The 17,843-nt window shown below is 70.1% G+C and carries 14 protein-coding genes; 1 reads left to right on the top strand and 13 read right to left on the bottom strand.

Annotation, left to right across the window (positions count from 1 at the left end; genetic code table 11):
• The 10 genes from ACWEEU_RS26805 to ACWEEU_RS26760 form a co-directional block, all read right to left on the bottom strand.
• Nucleotides 1–1,500 (bottom strand): CYTH and CHAD domain-containing protein, encoded by a 1,500-nt coding sequence (locus ACWEEU_RS26805; RefSeq protein WP_451735503.1) that lies wholly within the window; start codon nt 1,498–1,500, stop codon nt 1–3.
• Nucleotides 1,501–1,667: 167 nt separating this feature from the next.
• Nucleotides 1,668–2,867, bottom strand: coding sequence for a rod shape-determining protein RodA (rodA, locus tag ACWEEU_RS26800; RefSeq protein ID WP_385750024.1), 1,200 nt, complete (start codon nt 2,865–2,867; stop codon nt 1,668–1,670).
• On the bottom strand, nt 2,864–5,113 hold the full coding sequence (mrdA, locus tag ACWEEU_RS26795) for a penicillin-binding protein 2 (RefSeq protein ID WP_385750021.1): 2,250 nt from the start codon (nt 5,111–5,113) through the stop codon (nt 2,864–2,866). The genes rodA and mrdA overlap by 4 nt, the downstream gene beginning before the upstream one ends.
• A 193-nt stretch (nt 5,114–5,306) precedes the next feature.
• A complete protein-coding gene (mreD, locus tag ACWEEU_RS26790) occupies nt 5,307–5,984 on the bottom strand; it encodes a rod shape-determining protein MreD (protein ID WP_385750020.1) in 678 nt (225 codons plus the stop codon).
• A gap of 13 nt (nt 5,985–5,997) precedes the next feature.
• A complete protein-coding gene (gene mreC / locus ACWEEU_RS26785; protein ID WP_385750018.1) occupies nt 5,998–6,942 on the bottom strand; it encodes a rod shape-determining protein MreC in 945 nt (314 codons plus the stop codon).
• A gap of 168 nt (nt 6,943–7,110) precedes the next feature.
• A complete protein-coding gene (locus ACWEEU_RS26780; RefSeq protein WP_014672705.1) occupies nt 7,111–8,130 on the bottom strand; it encodes a rod shape-determining protein in 1,020 nt (339 codons plus the stop codon).
• A 337-nt stretch (nt 8,131–8,467) separates the two neighbouring features.
• A complete protein-coding gene (ndk, locus tag ACWEEU_RS26775; protein ID WP_385750015.1) occupies nt 8,468–8,881 on the bottom strand; it encodes a nucleoside-diphosphate kinase in 414 nt (137 codons plus the stop codon).
• A 61-nt stretch (nt 8,882–8,942) separates the two neighbouring features.
• On the bottom strand, nt 8,943–9,299 hold the full coding sequence (locus ACWEEU_RS26770; RefSeq protein ID WP_451735497.1) for a DUF4233 domain-containing protein: 357 nt from the start codon (nt 9,297–9,299) through the stop codon (nt 8,943–8,945).
• 11 nt (nt 9,300–9,310) lie between these two features.
• Nucleotides 9,311–10,816, bottom strand: coding sequence for a bifunctional tetrahydrofolate synthase/dihydrofolate synthase (gene folC, locus ACWEEU_RS26765; RefSeq protein ID WP_451735494.1), 1,506 nt, complete (start codon nt 10,814–10,816; stop codon nt 9,311–9,313).
• A gap of 242 nt (nt 10,817–11,058) precedes the next feature.
• Nucleotides 11,059–13,683: a valine--tRNA ligase gene (locus tag ACWEEU_RS26760; RefSeq protein WP_385747347.1), complete on the bottom strand. Its 2,625-nt coding sequence runs from the start codon at nt 13,681–13,683 to the stop codon at nt 11,059–11,061.
• 137 nt (nt 13,684–13,820) lie between these two features.
• Between ACWEEU_RS26760 and ACWEEU_RS26755 the strand changes: the two genes are divergently transcribed.
• Nucleotides 13,821–14,840, top strand: a complete 1,020-nt coding sequence (locus tag ACWEEU_RS26755; protein WP_451735490.1) for a hypothetical protein — start codon at nt 13,821–13,823, stop codon at nt 14,838–14,840.
• Between the two features lie 97 nt (nt 14,841–14,937).
• Here the strand turns inward: ACWEEU_RS26755 and clpX are convergent, their stop codons facing one another.
• The 3 genes from clpX to ACWEEU_RS26740 all read right to left on the bottom strand — a co-directional run bounded on the left by clpX (nt 14,938) and on the right by ACWEEU_RS26740 (nt 17,735).
• Nucleotides 14,938–16,224 (bottom strand): ATP-dependent Clp protease ATP-binding subunit ClpX, encoded by a 1,287-nt coding sequence (gene clpX / locus ACWEEU_RS26750; RefSeq protein WP_199587160.1) that lies wholly within the window; start codon nt 16,222–16,224, stop codon nt 14,938–14,940.
• A gap of 169 nt (nt 16,225–16,393) precedes the next feature.
• Nucleotides 16,394–17,059, bottom strand: coding sequence for an ATP-dependent Clp protease proteolytic subunit (locus tag ACWEEU_RS26745; protein ID WP_385747343.1), 666 nt, complete (start codon nt 17,057–17,059; stop codon nt 16,394–16,396).
• Nucleotides 17,060–17,129: 70 nt separating this feature from the next.
• Nucleotides 17,130–17,735, bottom strand: a complete 606-nt coding sequence (locus ACWEEU_RS26740; protein ID WP_161183448.1) for an ATP-dependent Clp protease proteolytic subunit — start codon at nt 17,733–17,735, stop codon at nt 17,130–17,132.
• Nucleotides 17,736–17,843: the final 108 nt, after the last annotated feature.

Genomic DNA, 17,843 nt, shown 5'->3' with positions numbered 1-17,843 from the left:
TCAGAGCGGGAAGCGGGACACGATCTTCCGCCACCGGCCGGGCAGCTCCTCCTCCACCCGCTCCGCACGCCGCTCCTCGCGCCCGTACAGGACCCCGTAGGGAAACGCGCTCTCCCCCGCCCCGTGCGCCGCCGCTGCCAGCTCGCGCAGGGTGTGGCGAGCCATGACGGCGTCCTGGTGTTCGCCGAGGAGGGTGGTGAGGGACTTCATGGACTTGACGAGGGTGCGGGCGGGAGCGCCGAGGGCGGGCACGGCCGCCTCCGCGCCGTAGCGGGCGCGCTTGGCCTTCTTGCGCGCCTCGTGGAGCGTACGGTCGCGCTCCTCCCCCGGCGGCAGCTCCAGGGCCGTCTCCACCAGCCGGGAGACCTTGGCGAAGTCCTTGCGCAGGGCCTTGGCCAGGGTCTTCCCCGGCTCGCGCGCGGCCCGCTTCAGCAGGGGCGGGTCCGCGAGGAGGGCGTCCAGGGAGTCGAGCAGGGCCAGGTAGCGCGCGGAGTCGAGTACGCCGATCAGACGGGCCCGGGCGCTGTGGTGGCGGGCGGTGGCCCAGTGGGCCAGGCGCTCGCGCACGGGTCCGGTGACCAGGTCGTCGGGGAGAGCGGCGAGGTTGGCGGTCAGGCGCTCCGCCAGCACCTCCTGGTCGCGGTCGAGGCCCAGCTGCCCGGCAAGCCATTTCAGCTCGGCGGCGAGCGGGGCGGTGGCGGCGGGGTCGAGCACCGTGCGGAAGCCGCGCAGAGCGGAGCGGGCCCGGCGGGTCGCGACCCGCATCCGGTGCACGGCGTCGGGAAGGTCGCGGCGGACGGCGGGATCGCGGGAGAGGATCGCCTCGCGTTGTTCGCGCACGTAGGCGAGGACGTGGTCGCCGGCCGTCACGGGGGCGGCGGGCGCCTTGCTCCGGCTCGCCCGGCCGCCGGTCTCCTCCAGCGCGCGGGCGAGCTTGGACGGCGATGCCGACGGCGTGAGTCCGGCCGCGCGCAGCCGCTTCTCGATCCGGTCCAGGAGGGCGGGATCGCCGCCGTCGGCCAGCTCGACCTCGGTCTCGGTCCAGTGCGCGGTGCCACCCGCCCGGTTGAGCCGCTCGGCGGTCACGGTGTCGCTGCTCGCCTCGGCCAGCAGCGTGTCCTCGGCGTCCAGCAGGTCGAAAACGTGGCGGGCGCTGCGGAGCCGGACCACGGGGATCAGCTCGGCGCTCCGGACCCGGCAGCGGACCAGTGCGGCGATCTCCTCGGGCACGGTGTCCGACAGCGGCGCCCGGATCTCGTCGCGGACCCCGGGGGCCACGGGGAACTTCACATGCCATCCGGCGTCCCCGCCTCCGGTGCGGCGGCGCAGGGTGAGGGAGGCGGCGGCGAGCCGTTCGTCGGGGGTGTCGTAGTAGGTGGCGTCCAGCTCGGCCACGCCGCGGTCCACGACCCGGGCCACCCCGGCGGTGCCGGTCACCTCCGGGAAGCCGCCGTCCCCGCCCTCGTACTTCCGCTCCACCTCACGCTTCACGTCCGCCATGCACCGAATCTAGAACGCCCCCGCGATCACAACCACCCCTCGGACACGGCGAAGGGGCGGGAGAAGAACCTCCCGCCCCTCGACGCATCTCCGAGCCCCCGGGGGCTCACACGCCCGTGCGCCCAGTCGTGTGCCCCGCGTGAGCCCCCGTCGAACCGCCGGAGGCCCTACGCCGACATCGGCCGCTGCACCCGGATCGACTGGAGCAGCCCCACCGCGATCCAGACCGCGAACATCGACGAGCCTCCGTAGGAGACGAACGGCAGGGGCAGACCGGTGACCGGCATGATGCCGAGGGTCATGCCGATGTTCTCGAAGGACTGGAAGGCGAACCAGGCGACGATCCCCGCGGCCACGGTCGTGCCGTACAGCTCGGTCGAGTCCAGGGCGATACGGCAGGCCCGCCACAGGATGACGCCGAGGAGGAGGATTATCAGGCCGGCGCCCAGGAAGCCCAGCTCCTCGCCGGCGACCGTGAAGACGAAGTCGGTCTGCTGCTCGGGCACGAACTGGCCGGTGGTCTGCGAGCCGTGGAAGAGGCCCGCGCCGGTCAGTCCGCCGGAGCCGATGGCGATGCGGGCCTGGTTGGTGTTGTAGCCGACTCCCGCCGGGTCCAGCTCGGGGTTGGCGAAGGCGGCGAAGCGGTTGATCTGGTACTCGTCCAGGATGTGCAGCTGCCAGATGGCGACGCAGCCGAGGACTCCGGTGAGCAGCAGGCCGAAGATCCAGCGGTTGGAGGCGCCGGAGGCGAGCAGCACGCCCAGGATGATGGCCACCATGGCGAGGACCGTGCCGAGGTCGGGCATGAGCAGCACGATCATGATCGGCACGGCTGCCAGGCCGAGCGCCTGGAGGACGGTGCGGTGGTCGGGATACGGCTTGTCGCCCGCGTCGACCCGGGCCGCGAGCAGCATGGCCATGCCGAGGATGATCGTGATCTTCACGAACTCCGCGGGCTGGAGCGAGAAGCCCCCGCCGAACACGATCCAGTTGCGGCTGCCGTTGATGGTGGCACCGAGCGGGGTGAGGACCAGCAGTACCCCGAGCAGCGAGACACCGTAGAGGACCGGCACGGCGTTGCGCAGGGCGCGGTGGCCCAGCCAGACCGTGCCGATCATCAGGGCGAGCCCGATACCGAGGTTCATCAGGTGCCGGAGCAGGAAGTAGTACGGGTCTCCCTGGTTGATCTCCGTGCGGTTGCGGGTCGCGGAGAAGACCAGCAGCGAGCCGATCAGGGACAGTGCCAGGGCCGCGAACAGTATCGGCCAGTCGAGCCGCCGGGCGACCGAGTCGCGGGCGAAGAGCCTCGTCCAGCCGGCCCGCTCGGGGCCGTATCCGGAGACGGAGAAGCTGTTGGTGCCGGTCATGTGCGCGTCCTCCGGCTTCCCCTCCGGCGGGGCCGCCTGCGGGTGTTGCTGTTGGTGTTGTCCGTGGGCGCGGTGGCCGCGGGCTGGGTGTCGTCGCCGTTGCTGGCGTTGTTCTTCTGGGCGGCCTCGACGTCCTTGGCGGGGTCGCCGACGATCTTGGGGGCGGCCACCGTGCCGTCGGGGCGGACCTTGGGAAGGGTCTTCTGCGGCTCGGGCAGCAGGGCCTTCTTCTTGTCGACGGAGCCGTCGCCCTGGACGCCGTAGAGCGCGCTGTAGATGTTGCGCACGGCCTCACCGGAGGCTCCGGAACCCGTACCGGCCTGGGCGATCGTCATGATCACCGTGTAGTCCTTGGAGTAGGTGGCCAGCCAGGAGGTGGTCTGCTTGCCGTAGACCTCGGCGGTACCGGTCTTGGCGTGCAGCGGGATCTTGTCCTGCGGCCAGCCGCCGAACTTCCAGGCGGCGGTACCGCGCGTGATGACGCCCGCGAAGGCGTCGTCCATGCCCTTGAGGGTGGCCTGGCTGACGGGCAGCCTGCCGGTCTTCTTCGGCTTGATCGGGGTGATCGTCTTGCCGTCGGAGCTGATGATCGCCTTGCCGATGGTCGGCTGGTACAGGGTGCCGCCGTTGGCGACGGCGCCGTAGATCCGCGCCTCCTGGATCGGCGTGACGAGGGTGTCGCCCTGGCCGATGGAGTAGTTGATCGAGTCACCCTCGCGCATCTTGTTGCCTTCGAGGCAGTTCTCGTACGCGATCTTCTCGACGTAGGAGCCGTCCTTCTTGCCGGACTTGCACCAGGCGTCCTTGTTGGCCTTCCAGTAGTCGAGCTTCCACTGGCGGTCGGGGACGCGCCCGGTGACCTCGTTGGGGAGGTCGACGCCGGTCTCCTTGCCGAGGCCGAACTGGTGGGCGGCCTTGTAGAAGTAGTCCTTCGGCTGGCCCTTCTTGGGGTTGATGCCGCCGTCCCGCTTCCACTCCCGGTCCGCGAGGCCGTAGAAGACGGTGTCGCAGGAGACCTCCAGGGCGCGGCCGAGGGAGATCGGGCCGAAGTTCTCGCCCTCGAAGTTCTTGAAGACCTGGCTGCCGACGGAGTACGAACTCGTGCACGGATAGCGGCCGTCGAAGGCGTAGCCCGCCTCGACCGCGGCGGCCGTGGAGACCACCTTGAAGGTGGAGCCCGGTGCGGCCTGGCCCTGGATGGCCCGGTTGAGCAGCGGGTAGTCGGAGTTCTTGCCGGTGAGGGCTTTGTAGTCCTTGGCGGAGATGCCGCCCACCCAGACGTTGGGGTCGTAGGTGGGGGCGGAGGCCATGGCGACGATGCGGCCGGTCTTGGCCTCCATGACGACCACGGCGCCGGAGTCGGCCTTGTAGTTGGTGCCGGTGATCTTGTCGAACTGCTGGCGGGCGACCTTCATGGCCTTGTCCAGTTCGTACTCCGCGACGCGCTGGACGCGGGAGTCGATGCTGGTGACCAGGTTGGAACCGGACTCCGCCGGGTCGGCCTTGGCCTTGCCGATGACCCGGCCGAGGTTGTCCACCTCGTAGCGGGTGACGCCGGCCTTGCCGCGCAGTTGCTTGTCGTACTGCCGCTCCAGGCCGGAACGGCCCACCATGTCGGAGCGCAGATACGGCGAGTCGGTGTCCTTGGCCTTCTGGATCTCGTCGTCGGTGACGGGCGAGAGGTAGCCGAGGACCTGGGAGGTGTTGGACTTGCCCGGGCCGCCGTAGCGTCGCACGGCCTCGGGCTCGGCGGTGATGCCGGGGAAGTCCTCGGCGCGCTCGCGGATCTGGAGGGCCTGCTTGGGCGTGGCCTCGTCGGTGATCGGGATCGGCTGGTAGGGCGAGCCGTTCCAGCAGGGCTGGGGGGTCTTCGCGTCGCAGAGCCGGACCTTCTGCTGGACTTCCTCGGGCTTCAGGCCGAGCACGGCGGCGAGCTTGGCGAGGACCGCCTTGCCGTCGTCCTTCTGCTTGAGGAGGTCGGTGCGGGAGGCGGAGACGACCAGGCGGGTCTCGTTGTCCGCGAGGGGGACGCCGCGGGCGTCGAGGATGTCACCGCGCACGGCCGGGTCGACGACCTGCTGGACGTGGTTGCCGGACGCCTCGCGCTGGTACTCGGCGCCCTCGCGGATCTGGAGGTACCACAGACGGCCGCCGAGGGTGCCGAGGAGGGAGAGGACGAGGATCTGGATGACGACGAGTCGGATCTGGACCCGTGGGGTCCGACCGGTCTCGGGAATATTGGTCATGGGCGCAGCCCACTCCTTGGAAGGGTGGTGGCGGGCGACGGGTGGGCGGTCACTGCGGCTGCCTCCCCCTCTCAGTGCGCGGACGCGGATGCGTGGACGCGTACGTGAACGTGTGTGCGTACGAACGATGAACGCGGGGCCGGTGCGGGCCCGTTCCCCCGGATCTGCCTCTTTCGGGTGAATTCGCCCGCTGTCACAGCCGCTTGACCCCCTTGATGCGGGCGACCCGGGCGGAGCGGGTGCGGGCCTTGGCCTTGAGGGTGCCGAGGCCGCCGCGCCCGCCGCCGACGCGCAGACCGGTGCCGGAGGAGAGCCAGCCCGAGGAGATGTTCCCTGCCTTGACCGACGGGCCGTTCTCGGTGAGCGGGTCGTTGTCGGTGCGCCGGGCCAGCCACATGACGCCGGGTACGACGAACGGCGCGAGCAGCAGGTCGTAGAGCGCGGCGGAGAACAGCAGCCCGGTCAGGCCGACATGGCGGGCGGCGGTGTCCCCGACGAGGGCGCCGACGCCCGCGTACAGCAGCGTGGAGCCGACGGCGGCGGCGACCACGACGGCCATCGGACCGGTCGCGGACTTCAGCCGGCCGTTCTCCGGTCTGACGAGCCCGGCGCAGTAGCCGATGACGCAGAGCACGAGCGCGTAGCGCCCGGCCGCGTGGTCGGCGGGCGGGGCGAGGTCCGCGAGGAGTCCCGCGCCGAAGCCGACGAGGGCGCCGCCCACATGGCCGTAGACCATGGCGAGGCCGACGACGGTGAGCAGCAGCAGGTCGGGCACGGCGCCGGGCAGGTGCAGCCGGGCGAGGACGCTCACCTGGATCACCAGGGCGACGACGACCAGTGCGGCGGCGAGCAGGATGCGGTTGAGGCGCATGGTGGTTCGGCTCCTACTGCTGCTGCTCGTCGGTGGATTCGGGCGCGTCGGCCGAGGGGGTGACCGTCACGGTCACGGTCGGCGTCGGGACCGGCTTGGGCTTGCTGGGCAGGACCTCGTCGCGGGGGTCCTTCTTGGGCCCGGTGACGACGACGCCGACGATGTCGAGCTTGCTGAAGCCGACGTACGGCGTGACGTACAGGGTGCGGGTCAGACCGCCGCCGGAGGGGTCGACGCGGGAGACCACGCCGACCGGCACGCCGGGCACGAACGGCTTGTCGGCCTGGGAGCCGAAGGTGACCAGGCGGTCGCCCTTCTTCACCTCGGCCTTGCCGTTGAGGAGTTCGACGCGCAGCGGGCGGTCGCCCTGTCCCGAGGCGAAGCCGAGTTCGTCGCTGCCCTCCATACGGGTGCCCACGGTGAAGTCGGGGTCGTTGGCGAGCAGCACGGTGGCGGTGTCGGGGCCGACGGTGGTGACGCGTCCGACCAGGCCGTCGCCGTTGAGCACCGTCATGTCGCGCCTGATGCCGTCGTTGGCGCCCGCGTCGATGGTGATGGTCCAGGAGAAGCCCTGGGCCGCTCCTATGGCGATGACCTGGGCGCCCTTGATGCCGTACTGGCCCTCGCCGGCGATCTTCAGCATCCGGTCGAGCTGGTTCAGGCGGCTGCGGTTGCGGTCGTCGCTGCCGAGCTTGGCCTTGAGGGCCGCGTTCTCCTTCTCCAGCATGGCCAGGCGGTCGTGGCGGGTGCCGGAGTCACGGACGGCGGAGACCGCCTCGCCGACCGGGTCGACCGCGGAGGACAGTCCGTTCTCGATCGGGCCGAACGCCGCGGCCGCTGCGTGCCGGGCGCCGTCGACCGGCGAGTTCCGGCCCCCGCGGATGTCCACCGTGATCAGTGCGAACGCGATGGCGATCAGCAGGACCAGGAGCAGCCGGCTCTCTTTCGTGTCCCTCACGTGCGGCGGCCGTGCCTTCCTCAATAGGAATTCGAGGACTGCCGGAAAAACGCCAACACGAAAGGAAGCGCCAATCCGAGCGGTCCGTTTGCGGGAGCTTATGCCTCTATATCAACGATCCGCCGCACGAGCGAAGAACGTCTCGTACGGCGGAATCGAAGTGTTACGTCATCTGCGCGGCTGAGCGTCCAGAACCTGCTGCAGCGCCTCGAACTCCTCGACGCACTTGCCGGAGCCGAGCGCGACGCTGTCGAGCGGGTCCTCGGCGATGTGGATCGGCATTCCGGTCTCGCGGCGCAGCCGCTCGTCGAGGCCGCGCAGCAGGGCGCCGCCGCCGGTCAGCACGATGCCCCGGTCCATGATGTCGCCGGACAGCTCCGGCGGGCACTTGTCCAGGGTCGTCTTGACGGCGTCGACGATCGCGTTGACCGGCTCCTCGATCGCCTTGCGCACCTCCGCGGCGGAGATGACGACGGTCTTGGGCAGGCCGGACACCAGGTCCCGGCCCCGGACTTCGGTGTGCTCGTCGGTGTCGAGGTCGTACGCCGAACCGATCGTGATCTTGATCTGCTCGGCCGTGCGCTCACCCAGCAGAAGGCTGTACTCCTTCTTGATGTACTGGATGATCGCGTTGTCCAGTTCGTCGCCCGCGACGCGGATGGACTGCGCGGTGACGATGCCGCCGAGCGAGATGACCGCGACCTCCGTGGTGCCGCCGCCGATGTCCACCACCATGTTGCCCGTGGCCTCGTGGACCGGCAGGCCGGAGCCGATGGCGGCCGCCATGGGCTCCTCGATGATGTGCACCTGGCGCGCGCCGGCCTGCGAGGACGCCTCGATGACGGCGCGGCGCTCGACGCCCGTGATGCCCGAGGGCACGCACACGACGACGCGCGGACGGGCGAGATACCGCCGCTTGTGGATCTTCAGGATGAAGTAGCGGAGCATTCGCTCGGTGATCTCGAAGTCGGCGATCACGCCGTCCTTCAGCGGGCGCACGGCGACGATGTTGCCCGGCGTCCGGCCGATCATCTTCTTGGCTTCGGCACCGACCGCGAGGATGCCACCGGTGTTGGTGTTGATGGCGACGACGGACGGCTCGTTGAGTACGATCCCGCGACCCCTGACGTACACCAGCGTGTTGGCGGTCCCGAGGTCGACAGCCATGTCACGGCCGATGAACGACATTGAGTTCCCCATCAGGATTCGTCTGGCCTTCCCACGAGCTTTTGAGGGCTTTTCAGGTAGGCGAGGTGGGTGCGGTGACGTGAAGGGTTCCATCGTAGACGCGCCTTCACGGACATCGCGCGAGGGTCTTCGCCATTGTCAGCAGATGACGCGGCGCCCCGCTTCTGGAGACGGTCCATCGGGGGCACACGTTCCCCCGATCGCCAACGCATATGCCAAGGGACGGCCGAAATCGTACGGCCGTCCCAGGTCCGGGCGTCCTGCCGACCTGACGGTCCATCAGAAAAATTCTCGGAAACTCCGCACGGCGTGGCCCGGACGGGCCGCCGGGCGCCGGTCAGACACGGCCCGGGAAGAAGATCTTCACCTCGCGTTCGGCCGACTCCTCGGAGTCGGACGCGTGGATCAGGTTCTCGCGGACGATCACGCCGTAGTCGCCACGGATGGAGCCCGGGGCCGCGGCGATCGGGTCCGTCGGACCGGCGAGCTGCCGCACACCCTCGATGACCCGCTCGCCCTCGACGATCAGCGCGACGACGGGACCGGAGGCCATGAACTCGACGAGGGGCTCGTAGAAGGGGCGGCCCACGTGCTCGGCGTAGTGCTGCTCCAGGATGGCGCGGTCCAGCGTCCGCAGCTCCAGCGCGGCGATCCGCCAGTCGGCCTTGCGCTCGATACGGCTGATGATCTCGCCGGTCAGGCCACGACGGACGGCGTCGGGCTTGAGCAGGACGAGGGTGCGCTGGGTCACGGAAGGCTCCTTACGACTGACGTGCGGTGGCACGAGATTACAGGGCGTGTCGTGGCACTCGTCACGCAGCGTCAGGTGTGGAGGTGGGCTCGGCCGCCGCGAAGCGGGCCTTCGCCTCGTCCACCTTCCGGCCGTAGTGCACCGACGCCCACCACAGGGCGGCGAAGACCGCGCCCATGATGTACATCATCGGCACGAAGACGCCCGAGACGACGAGGGCGAGCTGGAGGGCCCAGCCGAGGGCGACGCCGCCGGGGCGGGTCACCATGCCGCACAGCAGCACGGACAGGGCCATGGCGATCCCGCACACCAGCCACACGGTGGACATGGCGAGGGAGGGGTCCTTCATGGCCACCAGGCCCGCGAACCCGATGATGAAGAACTCACCGATCAGCGTCGATGAACAGAGCGTACGCACGACGGAACCTCTCAGCCCTTCCCGAGCAGCAGGCGCGCCTCGCCCACCGTGATGACCGAACCGGTCACGAGCACACCGCCGCCCGCGAACTCGCCCTCCTCCTCGGCCAGCGTGATCGCGGCCTCCAGAGCCTCCGGCAACTGCGGCTCGACCTGCACGCGGTCCTCGCCGAACACCTCGACGGCGACGGCGGCCAGCTCGTCCGCGTCCATGGCGCGGTGGCTGGAGTTCTGCGTGACGACGACCTCCGCGAAGAGCGGCTCGAACGCCTCCAGGAGTCCGCGCACGTCCTTGTCCGCGCTCGCGCCGACCACGCCGATCAGCCGGCTGAAGTCGAACGCCTCGCGCACCGCCTCGGCGGCCGCCTCGGCACCGGCCGGGTTGTGGGCGGCGTCCAGCACGACGGTCGGGGAGCGGCGGACGACCTCCAGGCGGCCCGGGCTGGAGACGGACGCGAACGCCTTGCGCACGGTGTCGATGTCCAGCGGCTGCGCGCGCTCGGCGCCGACCCCGAAGAACGCCTCCACGGCGGCGAGGGCCACGGCCGCGTTGTGCGCCTGGTGGGCGCCGTGCAGCGGGAGGTAGACCTCCGGGTACTCGCCGCCGAGCCCGCGCAGGGTGACGAGCTGTCCGCCGACGGCGACCTGGCGGTCCACCACGCCGAACTCCAGGCCCTCGCGGGCCACGGTGGCGTTCTCCTCGACGGCCTTCTTCAGCAGCACCTGCGCCACGTCCACCGGCTGCTGCGCCATGATCACGGTCGCGTCCGGCTTGATGATCCCGGACTTCTCCACGGCGATCTGCTCGGGGGTCTCCCCCAGCCGGTCGGTGTGGTCCAGGCCGATGGGGGTGATCACGGCGACGTCGCCGTCGATCACGTTCGTCGCGTCCCAGCTCCCGCCCATGCCGACCTCGACCACGGCGACGTCCACCGGCGCGTCCGCGAACGCGGCGTACGCCATGCCGGTCAGCACCTCGAAGAAGGACAGCCGGAACTCCTGCGAGGTGTCCACCATCTCGATGTACGGCTTGATGTCCTGGTACGTCTCGATGAACCGCTCCGCGCTGACCGGGGCGCCGTCCAGGCTGATCCGCTCGGTCACGGACTGCACGTGGGGGCTGGTGTAGCGGCCGGTGCGCAGTTCGAAGGCGCCGAGCAGGGCCTCGATCATGCGGGCGGTGGAGGTCTTGCCGTTGGTGCCGGTGATGTGGATGGACGGGTACGTGCGCTGGGGCTCGCCGAGCACGTCCATCAGCGCGGCGATGCGGGCGACGGAGGGCTCCAGCTTGGTCTCGCCCCAGCGGCTCGCCAGCTCCGTCTCGACCTCGCGCAGGGCGCGGTCCAGTTCGGGGTCCTCGGGGCGGGCCGGCACGTCCGCCTGCGGCGGGCCGCCCTGGGTGCGCAGGGTGCGGCTTCCCGCCTCGATCACGGCGAGGTCGGGGTCGCGGTCGGTCTCCTCCGCGATGATCTCTTCGAAGGGGTCGGGGCTGTCGTTACCGGGCTGCTCGTCACTCACGGGGCCAGTTTACGGAGCGGGGGCGGCTCCGCGCGTGGCGGCTTGCGGCCGGTGGTCGGGCGCGGGTGCGTCGCGGCTTGTCGCGCAGTTCCCCGCGCCCCTGAAACCCCCTCGCCCTGGGCGGTCGCGCCAGTGCTGCGCTGCGGGTGCGTGGTGGCCGTTCGCACAGTTCCCCGCGCCCCTCAAAAGCACAGGACGAAGCCCCCGGTGCCGATCTCGGCACCGGGGGCTTCGCAGCGCGCTTACGCCTGCGGGAGGCGGTCCAGCTGGGCGCGGAGGCGGGTCATGTCCTCCTCCGCCTTGGCGAGGCGGCCGCGGATCTTGTCGACCACCGCGTCCGGCGCCTTGGCGAGGAACGCCTCGTTGCCGAGCTTGGCCGTCGCCTGGGCCTTCTCCTTCTCCGCCGCGGCGAGGTCCTTGGCGAGCCGCTTGCGCTCCGCCGCGACGTCGATCGTGCCGGAGAGGTCCAGCGCGACCTCCGCTCCCGCCACCGGCAGGGTCGCCGTCGCCGTGAAAGACTCCCCCTCCGGCTGGAGACGGAGGAGCTGACGGATCGCCGCCTCGTGCGGGGCGAGCGCCGTGCCGGTCAGGGTGAGGCGGGCCGGGACGCGCTGGCCGGGCTGCAGGCCCTGGTCGGCGCGGAAGCGGCGGACCTCGGTGATGACCGACTGGAGGGACTCGATCTCCCGCTCGGCCGAGGCGTCACGGAAGCCGGAGTCGGTGGGCCACTCGGCGATGACCAGCGACTCACCGCCCGTCAGCGTCGTCCACAGCGTCTCCGTGACGAAGGGGACCACCGGGTGCAGCAGCTTGAGCGTGACGTCGAGGACCTCACCGAGGACCCGCTTGGAGACCTCCGCCGCCTCGCCGCCCGCCTGGAAGGTCGTCTTGGACAGCTCGACGTACCAGTCGAAGACCTCGTCCCACGCGAAGTGGAACAGCGCGTCCGAGAGCTTGGCGAACTGGTAGTCCTCGTAGAACGCGTCGACCTCGGCCACGACCGAGTTGAGGCGGGAGAGGATCCAGCGGTCGGTGGCGGACATCGCGGAGGCGTCCGGCAGCGGGCCCTCCACCGTCGCGCCGTTCATCAGCGCGAAGCGCGTCGCGTTCCAGATCTTGTTGGCGAAGTTGCGCGAGCCCTGGACCCACTCCTCGCCGATCGGCACGTCGACACCCGGGTTGGCGCCGCGCGCGAGGGTGAAGCGCAGGGCGTCGGAGCCGTACTTGTCCATCCAGTCCAGCGGGTTGACCGCGTTGCCGAAGGACTTCGACATCTTCTTGCCGAACTGGTCGCGGACCATGCCGTGCAGGGCGATGGTGTGGAACGGCGGGGTGCCGTCCATCGCGTAGAGGCCGAACATCATCATCCGGGCGACCCAGAAGAAGAGGATGTCGTAGCCGGTGACCAGGACGGAGTTCGGGTAGAACTTCGCGAGCGACTCGGTCTGCTCGGGCCAGCCCAGGGTGGAGAAGGGCCACAGGCCGGAGGAGAACCAGGTGTCGAGGACGTCGCTGTCCTGGTGCCAGCCCTCGCCGGTGGGCGGCTGCTCGTCGGGGCCGACGCAGACGACCTCGCCGTTCGGGCCGTACCAGACGGGGATGCGGTGGCCCCACCAGAGCTGGCGCGAGATGCACCAGTCGTGCAGGTTGTCGACCCAGTCGAAGTACCGCTTCTCCATCTCCTGCGGGTGGATCTTGACCTTGCCGTCGCGGACCGCGTCACCGGCGGCCTTGGCGAGCGGGCCGACCTTGACCCACCACTGCATCGACAGGCGCGGCTCGATGGTGGTCTTGCAGCGCGAGCAGTGGCCGACGGAGTGGACGTAGGGCCGCTTCTCGGCGACGATCCGGCCCTCGGCACGCAGGGCGGCGACGATGGCGGAGCGGGCCTCCAGGCGGTCCAGGCCCTGGAAGGGGCCGGGGGTGGTGATCACGGCGTGCTCGTCCATGACGGTGATGGACGGCAGGTCGTGCCGCTGGCCGATCTCGAAGTCGTTCGGGTCGTGCGCCGGGGTCACCTTGACGGCGCCGGTGCCGAACTCGGGGTCGACGTGCTCGTCCGCGACGACCGGGATGGAGCGGTCGGTCAGCGGGAGCTTGATCAGCTTGCCGATGAGGTGCTGGTAGCGCTCGTCGGAGGGGTGGACGGCGACGGCCGTGTCACCGAGCATCGTCTCGGCGCGGGTGGTGGCGACGACGATCGTCTCGTCGCCCTCGCCGTACTTCATGGAGACGAGCTCGCCGTCGTCGTCCTGGTACTCGACCTCGATGTCGGAGATCGCGGTCAGGCAGCGCGGGCACCAGTTGATGATGCGCTCGGCGCGGTAGATCAGCTCGTCGTCGTAGAGGCGCTTGAAGATGGTCTGGACGGCCTGGGAGAGGCCCTCGTCCATGGTGAAGCGCTCGCGGGACCAGGCGACGCCGTCGCCGAGGCGGCGCATCTGGCCGGAGATCTGGCCGCCGGACTCGCCCTTCCACTGCCAGACGCGCTCGACGAACGCCTCGCGGCCCAGGTCGTGGCGGGACTTGCCCTCCTTGCCCAGCTCGCGCTCGACGACGTTCTGCGTGGCGATGCCGGCGTGGTCCATGCCGGGCTGCCACAGCGTCTCGTAGCCCTGCATCCGCTTGCGGCGGGTGAGGGCGTCGATGATCGTGTGCTCGAAGGCGTGGCCCAGGTGCAGGCTGCCGGTGACGTTGGGCGGGGGGATGACGACGGTGAAGGGCGGCTTGTCGCTCTTCGCGTCCGCCTCGAAGTAGCCCCGCTCTACCCAGCGCTCGTACAGCGGCCCCTCTACATCGGCCGGCGCGTACTGGGTCGGCAGTTCGGTGTCGGGCGCGGGTGGCTGCTGCTGAGCGTTCTCGGTCACGGGGGTCAGTTTAGAGGTGCCGGAGGGTGCTCCCGAAACGCGTTTGTTCTGTAACGGTGCGGCCCCCGGTGCCGTGCGCTCCCGGCGGCTGGGCCAGGATGGCGGGGACACAGGAGCGTGTGGAGGGGATGCGAGGAATGAGCAGCAACCAGCCGGGCCCGTACGGCGGACCGCCCCAGCAGCCGGGTCCGTACGGCCCGCCGGCCGGGCAGCCCGGCCCGTACGCCCAGCCGGGCCCCTACGGACAGCAGTCGCCCGCGCCCCGGCCCGGCTACGGCTATCCCCCGCAGGGCGGGGCTCCGGTACCGCCCCCGCCGCCCCCGCCCGGAACCCCGCAGCCCGGTTACGCCTACCCGCAGCAGGGCGGTGTGCCGCCGCAGCAGAACCCCTACGGCCAGCAGCCCCCGAGCCCGTACGGCCAGCAGCCGCCCTACGGCCCGCCGTCCTACGGGACTCCGCAGGCGCCGGTGCCGGCCGGGGGCAAGAAGCGGACGGGGCTGATCGTCGGGGCGGCCGCGGTGGCGGTCGCCGTGGTGGTGGGCGCCTTCTTCGCGTTCTCCGGCGGGGACGACAAGAACGGCTCGGTCGCCGACGACGGCCCGCACAAGCTCGTGACGCCCTCGCGGGTGCTCACCGAGTACCGCAAGGGCAAGAGCGACGCGGGCGCCATGACGCAGGACGACCTCAAGGACGCCGAGACCTGGGGCGTGCAGGACCCGAAGGACGTGACCGCCGAGTACGCGGCCGGGAACGAGGCGAACCCGCTGAGCAAGAAGCTCATGGAGTTCGGCGGGGTCTACGGCACGATCGCCGACCCGGGGAAGACCGTGGACGCGATGTTCGCCTACCTGAAGGACCAGGGGGACAAGGACCCCGACAACAAGTACAAGCTGGAGGGCGAGCCGCAGACGTTCACGCCCTCCGCGCTCGGGGACGCCGTGCTCAAGTGCCAGCACGCCAAGGTGGCCACGAACAGCACCGCCAAGGGGATGCCCGACCAGATGACCGTCTCGGTCTGTGTCTGGGGCGACCACAGCACCATCGGGTTCGTGATGCCGATGGACGTCGCCACGCTCGCGGCGGGCCGCCCCAGTGACCTGGCCGCGGACGCCGACCTGGTGGCGCGGCTGCGCAAGGAGATCCGCGTCGCGGCCTGACGGTTCGCGGCGTCAGGGCCCGCACGGCCCGAGGGCTCATGCGAAAGGGCCCCCGTCCTCGCCGGACGGGGGCCCTTCGCGTGTCGCCTGCCGCGGGCTAGGCGGTCTTCTGCTCGCCCGTGCCCCGGCCCCGGGAGTCCCGCGGGATGAGGGTCGGGTTGACGTTGGAGTGCACGACGTCGGCCGTGATGACGACGCGGGCGACGTCCTTGCGAGACGGCACCTCGTACATCACCGACATCAGCACCTCCTCCATGATGGCGCGCAAGCCCCGCGCGCCGGTCTGGCGGAGGATGGCCTGGTCGGCGATGGCCTCCAGCGCCTCGCGCTCGAAGTCGAGCTCCACACCGTCGAGTTCGAACAGCCGCTGGTACTGCTTGACCAGGGCGTTGCGCGGCTCGACGAGGATCTTGAGCAGGGCCTCGCGGTCGAGGTTGTGCACCGAGGTGATGACCGGGAGACGGCCGATGAACTCGGGGATCATCCCGAACTTCACCAGGTCCTCGGGCATGATGTCCTCGAAGATGTCCTTGGCCGCCAGCTCGCGCTTGGAGCGGATCGTGGCGCCGAAGCCGATGCCCTTGGCGCCCGCCCGGGCCTCGATGATCTTCTCCAGGCCCGCGAAGGCACCGCCCACGATGAACAGGACGTTCGTCGTGTCGATCTGGATGAACTCCTGGTGCGGGTGCTTGCGGCCGCCCTGCGGCGGGACCGAGGCGGTGGTGCCCTCCAGGATCTTCAGCAGCGCCTGCTGGACGCCCTCGCCGCTCACGTCGCGCGTGATCGACGGGTTCTCGCTCTTGCGGGCCACCTTGTCGATCTCGTCGATGTAGATGATCCCGGTCTCGGCCTTCTTGACGTCGTAGTCGGCCGCCTGGATGAGCTTCAGGAGGATGTTCTCGACGTCCTCGCCGACGTAGCCCGCCTCGGTGAGCGCGGTGGCGTCCGCGATCGCGAAGGGGACGTTCAGCATCCGGGCCAGGGTCTGCGCGAGGAGGGTCTTGCCCGAGCCCGTGGGGCCGAGCAGCAGGATGTTGGACTTCGCCAGCTCGATGGCGTCCTCGCGGCCCTGCGCGCCGCCGTTCTCACCGGCCTGGACCCGCTTGTAGTGGTTGTACACCGCGACCGAGAGGGCCTTCTTGGCGGCCTCCTGGCCGACCACGTAGCCCTCGAGGAACTCGTAGATCTCGCGGGGCTTGGGCAGCTCCTCCCAGCGCACCTCGCTGGTCTCCGCGAGCTCTTCCTCGATGATCTCGTTGCAGAGATCGATGCACTCGTCGCAGATGTACACACCGGGCCCTGCGATGAGCTTCTTGACCTGCTTCTGGCTCTTGCCGCAGAACGAGCACTTGAGCAGATCGCCGCCGTCACCGATGCGTGCCACGGTGTGCTTCCCCTTCGCCTGGGAGACGCCTGGACGCTGCCGGCCCTGCGACTCCTGGTGCTGCCTTATGTCCGACGGTACCTTGCCCGGGGCCGTGTTCGGGGCCCCCTTGGCAGGGTTCACTTTGACGTGGACCCTGCCAAAGCGGCCCAGAAGTGCACGGTCGCGGTCAGCGAACCGCCTCGTTGTTCATCTTGCGGGTGGAGATGATCTGGTCGACGAGGCCGTACTCCAGGGCCTCGTCGGCCGTGAGGATCTTGTCGCGCTCGATGTCCTCGCGGATCTTCTCGATCGGCTGGTTGGAGTGCTTGGCCAGCATGTCCTCGAGCTGCTCACGCATCCGGGTGAACTCCTTGGCGATGATCTCCAGGTCGGAGAGCTGCCCACGGCCCGTGGAACCGGCCGGCTGGTGGATCAGCACGCGGGAGTTCGGCAGCGCCATGCGCTTGCCCGGGGTGCCGGCGGCCAGCAGGATCGCCGCGGCGGAGGCCGCCTGGCCCATGCACACCGTCTGGATGTCCGGCTTCACGAACTGCATGGTGTCGTAGATGGCCGTGAGGGCCGTCATGTCACCGCCGGGGCTGTTGATGTAGATCGAGATGTCGCGGTCCGGGTCCATCGACTCCAGGCACAGGAGCTGCGCCATGACGTCGTTGGCGGACGCGTCGTCGATCTGGACGCCGAGGAAGATCACGCGCTCTTCGAAGAGCTTGGCGTACGGGTCGTACTCGCGGACGCCCTGGGAAGTGCGCTCGACGAAGCGGGGAATGATGTAACGGCTGTCGGGGCGGGGGCCCTCGTACATACCGCTGGCGGCGCCGGGGAAGTTGCTCATGGGGTGTTCACCGTCCTGGTGGCGTTCTGGGGGCTTTCAGTGGTGGCGGTGCGTGGCGCGGACGGGCCGGTCAGGCACCGGTGCCGCCGCCACCCGGAACACCCGAGGCGTGCGTGATGATCTCGTCGATGAGACCGTACTCCTTGGCCTCCTCCGGGGTGAACCAGCGGTCGCGGTCGCCGTCGCGGATGATCGCCTCGACCGTCTGGCCGGAGTGCTGGGCGGTCAGCTCGGACATGCGCTTCTTGGTGCGCAGCAGGTACTCGGCCTGGATCTTGATGTCCGAGACCGTACCGCCGAGGCCCGCGGAGCCCTGGTGCATCATGATGTCCGCGTGCGGCAGCGCGAAGCGCTTGCCGGCGGCGCCGCCGGTGAGCAGGAACTGGCCCATGGAGGCCGCCATGCCCATCGCGATCGTGACCACGTCGTTCGGGATGTACTGCATGGTGTCGTAGATCGCCATGCCGGCCGTCACCGAGCCGCCGGGGCTGTTGATGTAGAGGTAGATGTCCTTCTCGGGGTCGGCCGCGAGGAGGAGCAACTGAGCGGTGATCTTGTTGGCGATGTCGTCGTCGACCTGCTGGCCGAGGAAGATGATCCGCTCGCCCAGCAGCCGGTTGTAGACCTGGTCACCGAGGCCACCGCCGATGGAGGGCTCGCCGGCGGCGGAGGGCATCAGATTCGTCACGTATCCACCTGCTCGTCTTACGACGGCGCCGGGCCGTCTCACGTAGTCCTGCCGGGGTTTGGCGGGGGTGCTCCCCCGCGCCCCGTATTCATGGAC

Source organism: Streptomyces sp. NPDC005004, assembly GCF_053600675.1.
This window is presented reverse-complemented; position numbering and strand designations above follow the sequence as displayed.